Here is a 17,195-nt window from a genome sequence, read left to right on the forward strand (position 1 = left end):
CCGTGGTGGCGTAGCGTGACCATGGGTGACGCGCCGTCGCGTTCCGCTTGTACGCGGGCGGGCGGTGCGGTGTACGTGCGCGGAAGGGTGGCGGCGGTGCGGGACGATGACGAGGCCGAGCGGGAGCCTGCGGGGCAGCGCACGGAGGACGAACCGGGTCAGGGCGTGGTGACGGCGTTCGGACGGCAGTTGAAGCTGCTGCGGACACGGGCTGGGCTGGAGCGGCCGGAGTTCGGGAAGCTGGTGGGATACGCGCCGCAGTCGGTTGCGTCCTTCGAGCAGGGGCGGCGGATCCCGCCGCCCCGGTTCATCGACAAGGCGGACGAGGTCCTGGACGCGGGCGGCATGCTCAAAGTGCTGAAGGAAGAGGTGGCGCGGGCGCAGTATCCGGCGTTCTTCCGGGATGCGGCGCGGTTGGAGGCGTCGGCACTGGCCTTGTGCGTGTACGCCGCGCACGCGGTCCCTGGCCTGCTTCAGACGGAGGACTACGCGCGGGCGGTCTTCCAGATGCAACGGCCCCTGCTCGACGACGCCGTCATTGAACAACGCCTTGAATCGCGCCTCGCACGGCAGCAGATCTTCGGTCGGCGCCCTGCTCCACTGTTGAGCTTCATCATCGAAGAAGTGGTGCTTCGTAAGCCGATCGGTGGGCGGGAGGTGCTGCGCGGCCAGCTGGAACAGATCCTTCTCGTTGGCCAGGAGCGGAACGTCGAGATCCAGGTCATGCCCACCGACCGCGAGGACCACGCCGGGTTGGGTGGGCCGTTCAATCTGATCGACGCCGCGAACGGCCAGCGCATCGCCTACACCGAGGTCCAGGACGACAGTCGCCTGTACACCGGAACGAGCAAGGTCCGTGAGTTGGAAGCCCGCTATGGCATCCTGCGCTCACAGGCCCTGACGCCGAGCGAGTCGATGGCCTTCGTCGAGAAACTGCTGGGAGAGAGATGAGCGTGCATCGCACCGCACCCACGGTGCCGGAATCGGCATGGTTCAAGAGCAGCTACAGCAGCGGCGGAGGCGGCGAATGCATCGAGGTGGCCGCCGCGTCCGGCATCGTGCACGTCCGGGACTCCAAACAGCTTGACGGACCCATGCTGACCGTCGGCCCCGCTGCATGGGCCGGGTTCGTGGAACTGGCGGGCGGGCCACAGGCGTAGCCGATCGCGGCACGAGGCCTGCGTACACCGCCACGGTGTACGCAGGCCCGGGCTGGTGCGTTACGCAGCGTCGTCCACGCCCTCTTCGCGGCGGATCATCCGCCACGCGGCGCGGCGGGCGCTGCGGTCGAGGCTGGACTTGAAGTTCCGGTCGGCGCCGAAGTACTGGCGGCCGAGACCGGCGATGGAGTCGACGTGGTCGGCCATCTTGTCCGCGAAGACCTTGTCGAAGACCTTGCCGAAGTTGTCCTCGTCGTTGACGACGGCCGCAGCCCGGACCTTGGCGTCGGCCTTGGCCTCCTCAAAGGGCCGGATGACGTCCTGCTCGGTGAATTCCGTACCGAACTTGGCGTTGAACTTCTCGATCAGCTCCGACAGAAGCGACTTCTCGGCCTCCTTGGCGCCGCCCGGCCCCTCGCCGAAGCCCGGCATCGTCGCGGGGCCTTCCGGGCTGAGGGAGACGTCATGCTCTCCGGTCTTCTGCACACGCAGGTGGCTGAGGTCCACATCGCCGATGTCCACGCCTCCGTCCGTACGCCCGCGCAGCCGGGTGAGGAGGTAGCGGCCGTAGAGGTGGAGCCGCTCCAGGTCGGGATCGTGGTAGGGCACGATCTGGGCGAGGAAGCCGTACTTGCGTACGTAGTCGATGAGGTCGGCGCGGAAGTCCTCGGCCGTCTTGACCTCGTCCTCGTCCTCGTCGTTGTCGCGCAGGGCCTCGTAGCGGGTGACGGCCGGGGACAGCCGTCGGTAGAGCTCGGCGTGCAGCTTCTCCCACTTGGCCTGCGAGCCGGCGGCCTTCTCCTTCGCCTCGAAGTAGGCGGCGGCGAACTCGTCCATCTCTGCTTCGGAGATGATCGGCGCGGACATGACCCGGCTCTGGGCGGTGTAGAGCAGGTTGGGGTCCGAGGGAAGGGTGTTCGCCTCCTCGAAGTACGGGCGGAACGCGTCCTTGATGTCCTCGGCCTCGTTGGTGAAGTCCAGGACGGCGAGGTCGGCCTGTGCCTTGCGTTCGGCGGTACGGTTTAGACGTGAGAGGGTCTGGACGGCCGCGATGCCGGTCAGCGTCTTGTTGACGTACATGGTCGTCAACAGGGGCTGGTCGAAACCGGTCTGGTACTTCTCGGCGACGACCAGGATCCGGTACTCCTGCTGCCCCTTCGCTCCAGCCTTGACCGCCTTGTCGTCGGCGCGCGTGTAGCCGAAGGCCTTGGGCAGGGCCGTCTCGGAAAGACCCCCGTTCTCCTTCGGCTCGGTGGTCTCCTCGCCGTCGATGGTGAGGGAGCCGGAAAAGGCGACCAGGACACCCAGGTCCGGGTACCTGGTGTGGTAGTCGCGGTCCTTGATGTAGCTCTTGATGGCGCGGGCCATCTGGACGGCGGAATGCCGGGAGGCGGTCACGACCATGGACTTGGCCCGCCCGCCGAGTCGGCCCCGGGTGTGGGCGACGAAGTGCTCGACGATCACCTGTGCGTGCTGGGAGACGGTCGAGTCGTGGGTGAGTACGTACCGGGCGAGGAGCGAGTTCGCCTTGGCGGGGTCGACCTCGCGCTCGTCGTGGTTCTGGTTCACCAGCTTCCAGTACGTGTTGTACGTGACGTAGTTGCGCAGCGGGTCGAGGATGAACCCTTCCTCGATGGCCTGGCGCATGGAGTACGTGTGGAAGGGGCGGTAGGCGGCCTTGCCGTTCACTTGGTCCGGGGTGCCGAAAAGTTCGAGGGTCTTGGACTTGGGGGTGGCGGTGAAGGCGAAGTAGGAGAGGTTGGCGGCCCGGGAGCGTTCGAGGGCCTTCTTCTTGAGCTTGTCGGTGACGGTGACGCTGGTCGCGCCGGCGTCGTCGGAGTCGGAGTCCAGACCGAGTTCGCGCAGGGCAGCCCGGACTGAGGTCGCGGCGTCACCGGACTGGGAAGAGTGGGCCTCGTCGATGACGATCGCGAAGGTGGTGCCCTTGATCTCGGTCGGGTTGCGCTGGAGGTAGTCGAGCAGCGCGGGAAACGAGTGCAGGGTGACGGTGACGATCTTGCCGGTGTCGCGGGAGAGGGCGCGGGCGAGCTGCTCGCTCTTGGCGCCGTGCTTCTCGTCGATCTTGACGACGAGGCCGTCGGTCTGGGAGAAGCTGCCGACCGTCTCACGGAGCTGGGCATCCAGGTTCCGGCGGTCGGTGATGACGATGACCTTGTCGAAGACGGGCGCACCGGGCTTGATGAAGCCGGCGGACAGGGCCTCGGTGTTCAGCGTGCGGGGGTCGTTGTCCGCGTGCAGGTCGGAGAGGCGGTGGACGAGCCATCCGATGGTGTTGGACTTGCCGGACCCGGCCGAGGCCATGATCAGGTAGTTCTGACCGGCGCCGTGGGTGGCGGCGTGGGCGGTCAGCTTCTTGACCACGTCCCACTGGTGGTAGCGCGGGAAGATCGTGGTGCGGGTGGTTCCGCCGCCGGGGGTCTTGGACTTCTGCTGGTGGACGAAGCGCTGGAGGAGGTCCAGCCAGTTCTCCCGCTCCCAGACCTGCTCCCAGAGGTAGGAGGTCGAGTACTGGCCGAAGGCCGTGGGGACGGGGTTGCCGGCGCCGCCGGGGCGGCCGGGGCCTTCGGAGCCGGTGTTGAAGGGGAGGAAGCGGGTGTTCTTGCCCTTGAGCGCGGTAGCGACGAAGACCAGGTCGGGGTCTACCGCAAAGTTCGCGATGACCCGGCGGGTGAAGATCAGCTCGGTGGGGTCGCGGTCGGTGCGGTACTGGCTCATGGCGCGCTCGACGCCCTGGCCGGTGAGCGGGTTCTTGAGCTCGGCGGTGGCGACGGGAATGCCATTAAGGAACAGGGTCAGGTCGAGCTTGTGGCCCCAGTCGAGCTGCTTGGTCGCGTAGACCAACTCGCGGACGACGGTGAGGCGGTTGGCGCGGTAGCCGTCCAGGACGGAGTCGTCGGCGACCAGGTTTGGCTTGAAGTAGGCGACGCGGAGCCGCACGCCACGGTCCTTGACACCGTTACGGAGGACGTGGAGCAGGCCGTCGTTGGCGATGGCCTGGTCGAGGCGGCGGGCGAACCCGCGCTTGGCCTCGGCGGCGTCACCGTAGACGGTGCACAGCTCGTACCACTCCTCGGCCTGGGTCTCGCCGAGGAACTCGAACAGCTCCTCCTTGTACAGCCCAAGGTCCGCCTGATAGCCGGCGGGGCTGGCCTCACGCCAACCGCCCGCGGTCATGGCGGCGACTATGGCATCGCCGAAAGCGGACTCACTGTAGACGGGACCGGGGCTCATGCGGTGATTCCCTCCGTGACGTTGCGTCCGCTGGCGGTGGAGACGTCGAACTGGCCGGTTACGGCGGCGGTGATGAGCGCTTGGCGACGTTCGGACACCAGAACCGCAGATCGCTTGACCGCCTCCCGAAGAGGCTGAAGCCGAGTGATCCAAGATCCGATCTCGCGCTGCTCACGCGGTGATACCTCAGGAATAGGAATGCGCCCAAAGAAGTCCCAGTTACGGAAATCAACAGCGCGTTCACGAGTACTGGTCGCGAAGTTCCCGAGATACCCCTGAAGGGCCAACAACCTCAGAAGCCTACCAAGGTAGTGGGGGTCACCGCCACCAAGTACGGCACATACGTGGTAAACAGGACTGCAATTCCCATGCGATTCAGACACCCCAATGGCTCCCGCAAAACCATCGAGACCGTGGATTACCACATCGCCGATCCGCACATGCTGACCTTGCGGCTCCAACGATCCGGAAAGGGTATATCCCTCGGCCCGGCGCGATCCGCGCCCTGTCACCTGCCCATCCCTGAAGGCCGTAATGACATCGACACCAGATACCGGGGGTCGAACAGACTTGACGAGAACGCGCCTGAGGGACAGTGTGGGCGAACCCGCTTCACCGCGCACTAGGGCGCTCGTACCAACGGTCTCCAGAACGCGACTGTCGATTCGCTCCTCCAAGAGGGCAACCAGTCGACGCTTCTTGGAGAGCAAGCTCTCAATCTTACCGGTCTCGATGTCGAGAAACCTAGCGACTCTCTGCTGATCTTCCTGTAGGGCCGCCGGAATGCGAAGATTCCCGACTTGTTCAAAGTTGAGGCCTTCGCGATTTCCGCCTACCTGGAGCGAAAAGATCTGATCCTGACCGGTTCTCGACTCCAAAGCGTACGCCAAGTAGCCGGGGTCAACATTTGGCATCGGGCGAATGATGCACACATGCTGGTTCACATTCGCGCCACCCAAGTCATGCGGCGCGAGAGCTACTCGACCGAGCGAAGCGCCGGTAATATTCAGCAGTACGTCGCCGCCCCTAACTCGAGTCCCACTCATGCCCCGATCAGTCTCGTGACTAATGTGGGCAACATTATCCAACCGCAAGCCACCAAAGTGAATGTTCTGGCTGCGCAGAAAGATAACTCCCTCTTCGACGTAACTCGCCGCCCCCCCAGTAGGCGTCTTGCCGCTTCCGATCTTGGTAGCAACGGACTTAATACGAACAGTGCCCCGCGAAGCAAGTGAGGAACTCATTCCGTCACCTCCCCCAGCAGTGCCTGAATCTCCGCCTCCAGCGCCTTTAGCTCCGCGTCAATCACCGTCAGCGGCCTCGGCGGCTCGTAGGCGTAGAAGTGCCTGGTGACCGGGATCTCGTAGCCGATCTTCGTCTTCGTGTGGTCGATCCACGCGTCGGGGACGTGCGGGTGGACCTCGCGCTTCAGGTACTCCTCGACATCCTCGCCCAGCGGGACGTTCTCGTAGTCGCGCAGCTCCGCGTCGGGTTCCGGCTCACCCTTGATCTTCTGCACCTCGCCCTCGGGATCGCGGACGCCCACCGCGTCCCGCAGCGCCTTGGCGAAGGGGGAGCCCGTCGGCCACAGCAGACCGGCCGCGACCACCGCGTCCTTCAGGGCCACCAGCGCGTCGGACTTCTTGGCCCACGACGAACCCAGCAGCGTGCGCACAGCGGCCACGAACGCCTCCGCCTCCGCCAGCTTCTGGACCGGCTTCGCGGCCGCCAGGGCCGTCAACGTCTCCTCCGTGACCTCGAAGCGGAGTTTCAGCGGACGCTCGACCGTGATGCGCTGGTAGCCGAAGGCCTCGTTGTCGAAGACCTTGACCTTGGCGTGGAGCTCGTGGTCCGGATCCGCCGCGGCCTGGATGGCTTCCCCGTACAGACGCGTCACGTCCGCGATGTGCTGCTTGCCCAGTTCCTTGCGCTTGTCGCCGAGCGACTTGCGCATCTTCTGGAACTGGTCGCGCGCGTCCAGCAGGACGACCTTGCCCTTGTGGTCCGGGGACTTGCGGTTGGTGAGGATCCAGAAGTACGTCGAGATGCCGGTGTTGTAGAAGAGCTGGTCCGGGAGAGCAACGACCGCCTCCAGCCAGTCGTTCTCCAGGATCCAACGTCGGATCTCGGACTCGCCCGAGCCGGCCGCGCCGGTGAAGAGCGGGGAGCCGTTGAAGACGATGGCGATGCGGGAGCCGCCACCTCCTTTGGCGTCCACCGGCTTCATCATCGAGATCATGTGCTGGAGGAAGAGGAGCGAGCCGTCGTTGATGCGCGGCAGGCCCGCGGCGAAGCGGCCGGCCTCGCCCATGTGCTCGTGCTCGTACTCGACCTCGTCCTTGACCTTCTTCCACTCCACGCCGAACGGCGGGTTGGCCAGGAGGTAGTCGAACTTCTCACGGCGGTGAGCAGGGTCGCTGAAGGAGTTGCCGAACGCGATGTGCTCCGGGTCCTGCCCCTTGATCATCAGGTCGGACCGGCAGATGGCCCAGGACTCGGGGTTGAGCTCCTGGCCGTACACCTCCACAGTGGCATCCGGGTTCAGGGCCCTGATGTGGTCCTCGGCCGCAGACAGCATGCCGCCGGTGCCGCATGCCGGGTCCATGACCGTACGCACCACGCCCGGCACCTGAAGCGCGTCGCCGTCCGGCGCGATCAACAGGTTGACCATGAGCTTGATGACCTCGCGGGGGGTGAAGTGCTCACCCGCCGTCTCGTTGGACTGCTCCGCGAAGCGGCGGATCAGCTCCTCGAAGATGTAGCCCATGTTGTGGTTGGACACGACCGCGGGGTGCAGGTCCAGGTCGGTGAACTTGCCGATGACCTGGTAGAGCAGGTCGGCATCGTCCAGCCGCTTGATCTGCTGTGCGAACTCGTACTTTTCGAGAACCTCACGGGCGTTGTCCGAGAAAGCGCGCACGTACTTCTGGAGGTTCTCCGCCGCACTCTGCGGGTCACCCGCGATCTTCTTGAGTGTCAGGCCGCTCCTGTTGTAGAAGGAGTGGCCCGACGCCTTGCGCAGCCAGTGGTCCGGGTCGATGTCCTGGCCCTCGTACAGGGCCGCGGTCTCCGCGACCTGCTCCCGGGTCGGCTCCAGGACGCATTCCAGGCGGCGCAGCACCGTGAACGGCAGGATGACCTTGCCGTAGTCGGACTGCTTGTAGTCGCCGCGCAGGAGGTCGGCGACGGACCAGGCGTGGTTCGCCAGTTCCGTGTGCTTACTGCTGTTCAAGGGGTTCCCCGGTTTCCTTCCGGACCGTCCCGCCCAAGGGAAGCGGGTGCGGACAAGTGTGGTGGATGGTCGAGAAGTACACGTGTGGTTCAGGCCGGTTCGGTATCGGCCGAGGCCCCAGCCAGCGCCGGGGCCGTGGCCGTGACCGGGAGCAGCGCCCCGCCCGTGAGGCCGCCGGTCAGCAGGGCCGCCGTCTCCTCCGCGAGGCGCGCGGCCTGCCGTGCCCGCGCACGCAGGTCGTGGACGTGCCGGAAGGCCTCGCCGTAGCGGCGCTGCTCGTCCAGTGGCAGCAACGGGACCCGTAGCCGGCCCGGAGCCACGTGCAGGACGGTGCTGCCGGTGGAGGCCCCCGCGACGTTCTCCGCCGAGCCGACGAATCCGGCCAGGAACCAGGAGTCCAGGCGGGCCGGGTCTGGGCGCAGGAGATGGACCTGGGGGCCGAGGAGCGCCCCCGCGTCCCCCTCGTCCGCCACTCGGGCCATCGGCCCGGTACCGCCCGCGATCCCGCGTACGAGGACGTCGCCGACGGCGATCACGGGCGCGGGAGCCGCCGAACGGAGTTCCGCCGGGTCGCCGGTCGGGCCCGTCCCGCGCGCGATGTCCGCTCCCGTGAGGACCGGCGCCGCCGCGGAGGCTGCCCTCTCCGGTTCCGGTCCCTTGGCGTCCGGCACGGTACGGAGCAGGGTCAGCGCCCCGCCCCGGGCGAGGTCGGAAGCGGTGGCCGTACGCCATTCCCGGGCCGGGCCGCCGGGTTCGGGTGCGGTCCAGCCCGTGAGGTCCGCCGCGTCGAGGAGGGAGCGGGCGGCTTCTGTCAGCTCGCGGCGGCCCGTCTCCGTTCGCGTGGACAGCTCGGCGGGGTCGACATCCGTGCGGGAGATGCGGACCTGGCGGGCCGGCGTGAGGTCGACGAGCTCGTCCAGGAGGTCCACGACCGGCACCGCACGTGCGGTGCCGGGCTCGGCCGCGAACCCGTCCGGGTCGGCGGTGAAGGCATCCCACTGGGCGAGCGTCCGGGCCGTCAGGCCGGCCCAGTCGATCGCGGCACGGGAGGAACCCGTACGCGGCGAGCCCGTCGTCTGTTCCCCAGCACCCGACGCGGGCGACCCGGCCGTGTCGACGAACAGCACCGACTTCCGCTCCGGGCCGCCCGGCTCGGGCCGTTGCAGTACCCACAGCTGCAAGCCCACGTGCAGTGGCGGCGCAGCCCCGGCCGGGAGGCCGAGCACGGCCCGCACGGCGCCGCCGCGCACCAGCTCCGCCCGCACCCGGCGCCCGGAGGGGCGGGAGGCAGTGGCGGGCGGCAGGATCAGCACCGCCCAGCCGCCCGGCGCGAGGTGGGCGAGACAGTGCTGCACCCAGGCGAGCTCGGATTCGGACCGGCCCGGCACGCCGTACGCCCAGCGCGGGTCGTAGGCGAGCTCGTCGTGGCCCCAGTCGCGATCTCCGTACGGCGGGTTGCAGACCACCGCGTCCGCCGTCAGGCCGTCGAACGCGTCCGCGCGCAGGCTGTCCCCTATGCGTACGGTGACCTCGGCCCGTGGCGCGGCGAGGCTCAGCCCGACCGCGGCGCGCTGGGCCTGTACGGGTACGGAGTCCTGGCCGAGGAGAGTGGTGGCGCCGCGCCCGGCGGCGGCCGCCAGGAGTGCGCCGCTTCCGCAGGCCGGGTCCAGCACCCGCGTGACTCCGGCGGGGAGCAATGCCGCGACCAGCTGCGCCAAAGGTTCGGGAGTCCCGTAGACGCCGGTCGCGGCGGTGTCCTCCAGTTCCCTTTCCGCGAGCACCGCGAGCGCGGCCGGGCCGCCTTCCTCGCGTACGCAGCGAAGGAGCGCGCGCAGTGTGATGCTGTCGGACGCGGAGAACAGGGGACTCGCGGGCGTCGCGCCGGGGAGCGAGGCCAGGAGCTCGGCGACCTCTTCAGCGGCGCGAGCGACGAGCTCGGTGTCCGTGAGGTCGGCGAGCGCCGCCGTCTCGTCGGGGGAGCGGCGGGCGAGCGTGAGGACGAAGCCGATGCGGCCGGTCGTCCTGTCCGGGTCGGAGGCCCGGAAGCGGACCGCGGTGCGCAGCTCCTCCCGGGGGTCGGCGACCTGCGTGTGACCGCGCGCGCCGAGCCATGCCTGGACCGCTCCGAGGTCGTAGAGCGGACTGGTGTCGGTGCCACCGGACGGATGGGGGAAGTCGGCGTGCCGTCGGCGCCAGTTGCTGACGGTGGCCCGGGTGACGCCGGCGATGCGGGAGATCTCCGCGGCTGTCACGTGGGCTGTTGTCTCGGGCATGACCGGGCGACACCTCTCCTCTGGGCGGGCAGTTCACACTCTACACCACGACCCGAGCGTGAATTTGCGTTTGACAGTGCTTTCACGAGCGCATCTACTGAGTGTCGTTAACACCACGGCCCCGCCTCACCACCCCGGGAGTCCCCATGCCGCTCGGCTCGGCCATCAGCCACAGCCCTGCCACCGCCCCCAAGACTCGGCGCAGCACCCTCTACCTGCTCCGGGACACCGGCACGTCTCCCGCGGACCTGCGGGCAGCACTCAACGCCAGGTATGAGCGCGATCACTCCTTCGACGTGGAGGATGTGACGGTCGGGGACGCCCCCGCGCTCCTCTGCCACGGTGTGATCGGCCACCACCGGCCGCCCGACTGGACCTCCGCCGTGCACACCCTCACCGGGCGGAAGCCGCCCGTGGAGAACCGCACCTCGGCGTGCGTCCTGCTCCTCCCCGTCGCCGACGACGTCTTCGCCCTCACCTTCGGCATGGGGCACCTGCTGCTCGACCAGAGCCGGATCTCCCCCGGCTTCGGCTTCGACTTCGTCCTGCGCGCGGCGCAGCCCGACGCCATCCGCCAGGTCACGCACAGCCTGATGGACGCCAGAGGCCGCACGGACCGAAGCTCGGCAGCCCAGGGCCAGCACATCCGCGCGTTCCCCATAGAGGAGTACGGAGAGGTGGTGAGCCGGCTGGTCGGCACCCTGAGCTCGACGGAGCTCACGATCGGGAAAAACAGCCGGCGAACGGCCCAGGTGGCCGGTACGGACGCCCTGAAGATCCATCTCGGTGCGCAACCCCAGGACCTGGTCCACGACCTCACGCAGGTCCAGGCGATCCTTGCCCGCCGGTCTCCCGCACCGGAATTCGAGGCCATCGCCCGTGTGCGGCCGCTCAAGAGCGGAGATCCGCGACGCAGCGTCCTTGAGGCCCGTCTCGACGATCTGCTGGGCGCCTCGGCGGACACCGGATCGCTTGCTCTGGCCGTCCCTGCGGCCTGCCTCGACCAGGAGGACGCCGCACTCTCCTACATGGTGAAGGTCGGACCCGTCCGCCGCCTCATACCCTCTCCGGTGATCGACGACATCCTCGAGCTGCTCGACGGCATCCCGCCCGGCAGGCGCATCGAAGCCCTGTCCGCGGGCTACATACAGATGCACCGGGACGAGGAGGGCACCGACCCGGTGAGTGCCCAGGTGAAGGCCCACAAGTGGATCACGGCCGAGATCCCGTTCGACGCCAGCCGGTACTTTCACCACGAGGGGCGCTGGTTTGAGATCGGAGACCAATATCTGGAGGGCATCAGGAGCGAGGTCGACACCCTGCTCACCGCACCGGCCAGCTGTCCGTTGCCGGCCTGGACGGCCGACTTCGCGACGGAGGAGGAGTACAACCTGGAGGCAGCGAAGCACGGTTACCTCTGCCTGGATCGTCGGCTGATCAGGACCGCCCAGCACCCGCACGGTTTCGAGGCCGCGGACCTGCTCGCCGAAGACGGGACCCTGATCCACGTAAAGAGGGCCGCCTCCTCGGCGCCGCTGAGCCATCTCTTCGCCCAGGGCAGGGTCTCCGCCGACGCCCTCCGCTTCGACGCGGAGGCACGCGCCGAGTTCGCCCGGCGCGTGCGAGAAAGGCACCCGGGGCACCCTGTCGGCGAGGACTTCACCCCGAGGAACGTCGTCTACGCCATCTCGCTCAAGGGCGGCAAGGCCCTCACGACGGCGAACCTGTTCACCTTCGCCCAGGTGTCCCTGCTGCAGGCAGCCTGTGCGCTGCGCGCCCAGGGCATCGACGTGTCTGTGGTCGGCATTCCGTCCGTGGACACCAGCGCCTGATTCGCGTCCGCGAAGGCCAGACCTTCATGCCGTGCATGGTCCCCTTCGCACCCTTCCGTCAGGAAGATCGCTCGCAAAGGCATCCCTTGGGCAGTGGAATCCCTAGAGACGACATCTGCCCGAAACCCGGCCTGCATCACGGACGTCACAACCGAGAAGCGAGGAGGCGGGGCCGACCAACTGCGTGGCAATCGGCCCCCCACCTCATCTCGGGGGCCACCTCCACACGGGCGAGCGCCCCGACCCGCAGCCTCGGACTGCACATGACGACCCATCAGGGTCGGAGCTGTCCATGCGTCAAACGTGCGTCACGTGCGTCGGACGTGCGTCAAGATGTCGCACCTCAAGCACGTGACGCCCGTAATGCACACTCGGAGAAACCCCAGGTCAGTCCGCGTCGCGGATCGGCTCCAGGATCGCCACGCACTCCACGTGGTGGGTCATCGGGAAGAGGTCGAAGACGCGGAGCGTGCGGACCTTGTAGCCGTTGTCCGCGAAGTACGCCAGGTCGCGGGCCAGGGCCGCCGGGTCGCAGGCGACGTAGGCGATGCGGCGGGCGGAGAGGCCCGCGATGTGGCGGACCGTCTGCTTGCCGGCGCCCGCGCGAGGCGGGTCCAGGACGACCAGGTCGCACTCGGTGATGCCGGTCTTCGGGAGGGCCTGGTCGACCTTGCCCTGCTCGATGCGGACCCGGGGGAAGTCCGCCAGGTTGTGCCGGGCGTCCTCCACCGCACGCTTGCCGGACTCGATCCCCAGCACCGCGCCCGTCTCGCCGAGCCGCTCCGCCAGCGCGCCCGCGAAGATGCCGACGCCGCAGTAGAGGTCGAGCGCCATCTCGCCCTTGCGCGGCATCAGCCCCTGCATGACGGCCTTGATCAGGGTGTCCGCGGCCTGCGGGTGGACCTGCCAGAAGCCGCCCATGCCGACGCGGTACGTACGGCCGTCGGCGCGCTCGCGCACGAAGGGGCGGCCGTGGACCCGGTGGACCCCGCCGTCCTTCTCCTCCACGCGCAGCACCGAGACGGGCTTGTCCAGCTCGACCAGCGGCAGTCGGCCGCCCGGGCGCGGGGTGAGGACGACCTGGCGGTCGCCGGAGCCGGAGGCGGCGATGGCCTCCACCGTCTCCATCTGCGGCCAGTCCTGCTTCTCGATGCCGAGTTCCTCGACCCCGACGGCCGCGATCATGCAGTGGTCGATCAGCTCGATGTCGTGCGAGCGGTGCTTGCGCAGGCCGGCGTTGCCGTCCTCGTCGATCGCGAACTGGACCCGGGTGCGCCACTGCGGGACCTGCCCGGCCGGCAGCTTGTCGCCCTCGGCCGGCATGACCGTGCCGTCCCAGCCGGCCTCCTCCGGGGTCAGCCCCGCGAGCCGCTTGAGCTGCTCGGCGACGACCTCGCCCTTGAGCCGGCGCTGGGCGCCCGGCTTGGCGTGCTGCCAGTCGCAGCCGCCGCACTTGCCGGGACCGGCGTACTTGCACGGCGCCTCGACCCGGTCCTTGGAGGCCTCCAGGACGGTGACCGCGTCCGCGCGCAGGAAGCGGGAGTCGACGTCGCCCTCCGTGACCCGGGCGACGACCTTCTCGCCGGGCAGGGTGTGGCGGACGAACAGGACGCGGCCCTCGGACGTGCGGGCGATGCAGTGGCCGCCGTGCGCGACGGGGCCGACCTCGACCTCGTACTCCTCCCCGACCAGTGACTGCTTCTCGATCTGCTCGGTCATGGTGGGGAGACTCCAAAACATAAAATGGGAACGGCCGGACGACCGACCCACCAGTTTACGTGGATCCCGTCCGGCCCTTCACCAACCGTCCAGCCTTCCGGCGGCTACTTCCCCGCGCGGTCCTTCGGCCGCGGGGTGTCCACCGGTCCGCGGCGCACGGCGCCGGGGGCGTTCCACTCCTGCCGCTTCTTCGCCCGCCGCTTCGCGAGCTCCGAGGACTCCAGCTGGTAGGGCACCGAGGTGACCATCACACCGGGCGTGAACAGCAGCCGGCCCTTGAGCCGCAGTGCGCTCTGGTTGTGCAGCAGGTGCTCGTACCAGCGGCCGACGACGTACTCGGGGATGTAGACGCTGACCGCGTCGCGCGGGTTCTCGCTGCGCAGGCCCTTGACGTACTCCACCACCGGCCGGGTGATCTCGCGGTACGGGGAGTCCAGGATCTTGAGCGGTACGTTGATGCCGCGCCGCTCCCACTCCGCCTTGAGCGCCTTGGTCTCGGCCGGGTCGACGCTGATGCTGAGCGCCTCCAGGGTGTCCGAGCGGGTCAGCTTGGCGAAGGCCAGGGCGCGCAGCGTGGGCTTGTGCACCTTGGAGACCAGCACGATCGAGTGGACCCGCGAGGGCCGCACGCTGTCGTCGCTCGGCCCCTCGTCGGCGGCGATCTCGTCGGCGACGCGGTCGTAGTGCTTGCGGATGGCGGTCATCGTGCCGTAGAAGATCAACATCCCCAGCAGGGCGACCCAGGCCCCGTGGGTGAACTTGGTGGCGAGGACCACGACCAGCACCAGGCCGGTGAAGAAGGCGCCGAAGGCGTTGATCGCGCGGGAGCGGAACATCCGGCGCCGCACGGCCTGGTCCTTCTCGGCCCTCAGGTGCCGGTTCCAGTGCCGGACCATGCCGGTCTGGCTGAGGGTGAAGGAGACGAAGACGCCGACGATGTAGAGCTGGATCAGCTTGGTCGAGTCCGCGCCGTAGATCCAGATCAGCAGGACGGCGGCGCCCGCGAGCAGCACGATGCCGTTGGAGAAGGCGAGCCGGTCGCCGCGGGTGTGCAGCTGACGGGGCAGATAGCGGTCCTGGGCGAGGATCGAGCCCAGCAGCGGGAAGCCGTTGTAGGCCGTGTTGGCGGCCAGGAACAGGACGAGCGCGGTGGCGGCGGCGAGCAGGACGAACAGGAAGCTGCCGTCGCCGAAGACCGCTTCGGCGACCTGGGAGATCACCGGGTTCTGCACGTAGTCCGGTCCGACCGCCACGCCGTTGTGGAGCAGATCCGTCGCGGGCTTCTCGGCCATCCTCACGTCGGTCGCCATCGCCAGGGCGATGATTCCGCAGAACATCGTCACGGCCAGCGCGCCCATCAGGGCGAGGGTGGTCGCGGCGTTCTTGCTCTTGGGCTTGCGGAACGCCGGCACGCCGTTGCTGATCGCCTCGACGCCGGTCAGTGCGGCACAGCCCGAGGAGAAGGCGCGCAGCAGCAGGAAGACCAGCGCGAAACCGGCCAGGCCCTGGTGCTCCGCCTTGATCTCGAAATCCGCGGTGGGCGCCTTCATGGTCTCGTCGAGGACGATGCCCCGCCAGGCCCCCCACGCGATCATGATGAATACGCCCGCGACGAAGACATAGGTGGGAATCGCGAACAGTCGCCCCGATTCCTTCATGCCGCGCAGATTCATCAGCGTGAGGAGCAAGATCATCCCGATCGCGCAGAGCACTTTGTGCTCGACGACGAAGGGGACGGCGGAGCCGAGATTCTCCACTCCGGAGGCGATCGATACGGCGACGGTCAGTACGTAGTCGACCAGCAGCGCGCTCGCCACGGTGAGACCGGCCTTGGGCCCGAGGTTCGTGTTCGCGACCTCGTAGTCACCGCCGCCGCTCGGGTAGGCGTGGACGTTCTGCCGGTAGGACGCGACCACGGTGAACATCAGCACCACGACCGCCAGCGCGATCCATGGGCTGAAGTGGTACGCCGACACGCCCGCGATCGACAGGACCAGCAGGACCTCGCCGGGGGCGTAGGCCACCGAGGACAGCGGGTCTGAGGCGAAGACGGGTAGGGCGATCCGCTTGGGGAGGAGCGTTTCTCCGAGGCGGTCGCTGCGGAGCGCCCGGCCGATCAGGATCCGTTTGGGCACGTCGGTCAGTTTGGACACGCCAAGGATCGTAAGCGTTCGAAAACCGGCTGACGAACCCCCCGCCCCTATTCGCGGGCAATGAAGCTCCAATGAGCCCCCGCCCGCACCCCAAATGGTCACACTGGTGACCACCCGTGTGTAGCTTGGGCCAAGGTCTGAGAACCTGTTTAGCCAGAGCATGCAATGAGGCTGGGAACCAGCGAGCCGCTGTCAGCCGGAAGGACGGCCGTGCACATCGTCATCATGGGCTGCGGAAGGGTGGGCTCCGCCCTCGCGCAGACCCTGGAACAGCAGGGTCATACGGTCGCAGTCGTCGACCAGGACCCCACCGCATTCCGTCGACTGGGGGCATCGTTCGGCGGCCGCCGCGTGACCGGGGTCGGCTTCGATCAGGACACGCTGCGGGAGGCCGGCATCGAGGAGGCGGGCGCCTTCGCCGCCGTCAGCAGCGGTGACAATTCCAACATCATCGCGGCCCGGGTGGCCCGTGAGATGTTCGGCGTCGAGAACGTCGCCGCCCGGATCTACGACCCCAAGCGCGCCGAGGTCTACCAGCGCCTGGGCATCCCCACGGTGGCGACCGTGCGGTGGACCGCCGACCAGATGCTGCGCCGGCTGCTGCCCTCGGGCGCGGAGCCGCTGTGGCGCGACCCGAGCGGCGGGGTTCAGCTCGCCGAGGTGCACACCTCGGCCTCCTGGATCGGGCACAAGGTCAGCACGCTCCAGGAGGAGACCGGCGTCCGCGTGGCGTTCCTCACCCGGCTGGGCGAGGCCATGCTGCCGACGTCGCAGACGGTCCTCCAGGAGGGCGACCTGGTCCACGTGATGATGCGCACGGACGAGATCGAGAAGGTTGAGGCGGTCTTCGCCCAGGGGCCCGAGGAGGCACACGCATGAGGGTCGCGATCGCCGGAGCCGGCGCCGTCGGCCGCTCCATCGCGGGCGAGCTGCTGGAGAACGGCCACGAGGTGCTGCTCGTCGACAAGGCACCGACCGCCATCTCGGTCGAGCGGGTGCCGCAGGCCGAGTGGCTGCTGGCCGACGCCTGCGAGATCACCTCGCTGGACGAGGCCGCGCTCCAGCGCTGCAACGTGGTCATCGCCGCCACCGGTGACGACAAGGTCAACCTGGTCGTCTCACTGCTCGCCAAGACCGAGTACGGGGTGCCCAGGGTCGTGGCGCGGGTCAACAACCCGAAGAACGAGTGGCTCTTCAACGAGTCCTGGGGCGTCGACGTCGCCGTCTCCACGCCCCGCCTGATGTCGGCCCTGGTCGAGGAGGCCGTCAGCGTCGGTGACCTGGTGCGGCTGCTGCGCTTCAGCCACGGCGACGCCAACCTGGTCGAGCTGACCCTGCCGCCGGACTCCTCGGTCGCGGGCACGCAGATCAGCGAGATCAGCTGGCCCGAGGACACCTCGCTGGTCACCATCATCCGGGGCAACCGGGTGCTCACCCCGCACGGCGAGGAGACCCTGGAGCCGGGCGACGAGCTCCTCTTCGTGGCCGCCCAGGCCCGCGAGGAGCAGCTGGAGGAACTCCTCCAGGCCCGTCACTGAGGCGGTACGCACGCGGAGGGGCCGCCGACCACATCG

The 17,195-nt window shown here is 68.4% G+C and carries 11 protein-coding genes; 5 read left to right on the forward strand and 6 right to left on the reverse strand.

What is annotated here, in order from left to right:
* The first annotated feature begins 21 nt into the window (after positions 1 to 21).
* Positions 22 to 951, forward strand: coding sequence for a helix-turn-helix domain-containing protein (locus tag ACWGH1_RS32370; RefSeq protein WP_453353099.1), 930 nt, complete (start codon positions 22 to 24; stop codon positions 949 to 951).
* Entirely contained in the window at positions 948 to 1,160 is a 213-nt protein-coding gene (locus ACWGH1_RS32375; protein WP_453353097.1) for a DUF397 domain-containing protein, read from the forward strand. Before ACWGH1_RS32370 ends, ACWGH1_RS32375 begins: the two co-directional genes overlap by 4 nt.
* Positions 1,161 to 1,220: 60 nt before the next feature.
* Here the strand turns inward: ACWGH1_RS32375 and ACWGH1_RS32380 are convergent, their stop codons facing one another.
* From ACWGH1_RS32380 to ACWGH1_RS32395, 4 genes are all read right to left on the reverse strand, one after another.
* Positions 1,221 to 4,412 (reverse strand): type I restriction endonuclease subunit R, encoded by a 3,192-nt coding sequence (locus ACWGH1_RS32380; protein ID WP_453352568.1) that lies wholly within the window; start codon positions 4,410 to 4,412, stop codon positions 1,221 to 1,223.
* Positions 4,409 to 5,656: a restriction endonuclease subunit S gene (locus tag ACWGH1_RS32385; protein ID WP_453352567.1), complete on the reverse strand. Its 1,248-nt coding sequence runs from the start codon at positions 5,654 to 5,656 to the stop codon at positions 4,409 to 4,411. The genes ACWGH1_RS32380 and ACWGH1_RS32385 overlap by 4 nt, the downstream gene beginning before the upstream one ends.
* On the reverse strand, positions 5,653 to 7,644 hold the full coding sequence (locus tag ACWGH1_RS32390; RefSeq protein ID WP_453352566.1) for a type I restriction-modification system subunit M: 1,992 nt from the start codon (positions 7,642 to 7,644) through the stop codon (positions 5,653 to 5,655). The genes ACWGH1_RS32385 and ACWGH1_RS32390 overlap by 4 nt, the downstream gene beginning before the upstream one ends.
* A gap of 89 nt (positions 7,645 to 7,733) precedes the next feature.
* Positions 7,734 to 9,917, reverse strand: coding sequence for an N-6 DNA methylase (locus ACWGH1_RS32395; RefSeq protein ID WP_453352565.1), 2,184 nt, complete (start codon positions 9,915 to 9,917; stop codon positions 7,734 to 7,736).
* A 146-nt stretch (positions 9,918 to 10,063) separates the two neighbouring features.
* On the opposite strand from ACWGH1_RS32395, the gene ACWGH1_RS32400 reads away from it, so the two are divergent.
* Entirely contained in the window at positions 10,064 to 11,749 is a 1,686-nt protein-coding gene (locus ACWGH1_RS32400) for a DUF6119 family protein (protein ID WP_453352564.1), read from the forward strand.
* A 387-nt stretch (positions 11,750 to 12,136) separates the two neighbouring features.
* Here the strand turns inward: ACWGH1_RS32400 and ACWGH1_RS32405 are convergent, their stop codons facing one another.
* Both ACWGH1_RS32405 and ACWGH1_RS32410 read right to left on the reverse strand, forming a co-directional pair.
* Positions 12,137 to 13,468, reverse strand: coding sequence for a class I SAM-dependent RNA methyltransferase (locus ACWGH1_RS32405; RefSeq protein WP_453352563.1), 1,332 nt, complete (start codon positions 13,466 to 13,468; stop codon positions 12,137 to 12,139).
* Positions 13,469 to 13,572: 104 nt separating this feature from the next.
* On the reverse strand, positions 13,573 to 15,621 hold the full coding sequence (locus tag ACWGH1_RS32410) for an APC family permease (RefSeq protein ID WP_453352562.1): 2,049 nt from the start codon (positions 15,619 to 15,621) through the stop codon (positions 13,573 to 13,575).
* Positions 15,622 to 15,831: 210 nt separating this feature from the next.
* Between ACWGH1_RS32410 and ACWGH1_RS32415 the strand changes: the two genes are divergently transcribed.
* Together ACWGH1_RS32415 and ACWGH1_RS32420 are read left to right on the forward strand one after the other, a co-directional pair.
* Positions 15,832 to 16,500, forward strand: coding sequence for a potassium channel family protein (locus ACWGH1_RS32415; RefSeq protein WP_136212609.1), 669 nt, complete (start codon positions 15,832 to 15,834; stop codon positions 16,498 to 16,500).
* Complete coding sequence (locus ACWGH1_RS32420) at positions 16,497 to 17,159, forward strand: potassium channel family protein (RefSeq protein ID WP_136212608.1); 663 nt, start codon at positions 16,497 to 16,499, stop codon at positions 17,157 to 17,159. The genes ACWGH1_RS32415 and ACWGH1_RS32420 overlap by 4 nt, the downstream gene beginning before the upstream one ends.
* Positions 17,160 to 17,195: the final 36 nt, after the last annotated feature.

The organism is Streptomyces sp. NPDC054883 (genome assembly GCF_053610645.1).

Coding starts and splice junctions, on each gene's coding strand:
- ACWGH1_RS32375 (WP_453353097.1), top strand. CDS start 948: ATGAGCGTGCATCGCACCGCACCCACGGTGCCGGAATCGGCATGGTTC.
- ACWGH1_RS32380 (WP_453352568.1), bottom strand. CDS start 4,412: ATGAGCCCCGGTCCCGTCTACAGTGAGTCCGCTTTCGGCGATGCCATA.
- ACWGH1_RS32395 (WP_453352565.1), bottom strand. CDS start 9,917: ATGCCCGAGACAACAGCCCACGTGACAGCCGCGGAGATCTCCCGCATC.
- ACWGH1_RS32385 (WP_453352567.1), bottom strand. CDS start 5,656: ATGAGTTCCTCACTTGCTTCGCGGGGCACTGTTCGTATTAAGTCCGTT.
- ACWGH1_RS32400 (WP_453352564.1), top strand. CDS start 10,064: ATGCCGCTCGGCTCGGCCATCAGCCACAGCCCTGCCACCGCCCCCAAG.
- ACWGH1_RS32370 (WP_453353099.1), top strand. CDS start 22: ATGGGTGACGCGCCGTCGCGTTCCGCTTGTACGCGGGCGGGCGGTGCG.
- ACWGH1_RS32420 (WP_136212608.1), top strand. CDS start 16,497: ATGAGGGTCGCGATCGCCGGAGCCGGCGCCGTCGGCCGCTCCATCGCG.
- ACWGH1_RS32405 (WP_453352563.1), bottom strand. CDS start 13,468: ATGACCGAGCAGATCGAGAAGCAGTCACTGGTCGGGGAGGAGTACGAG.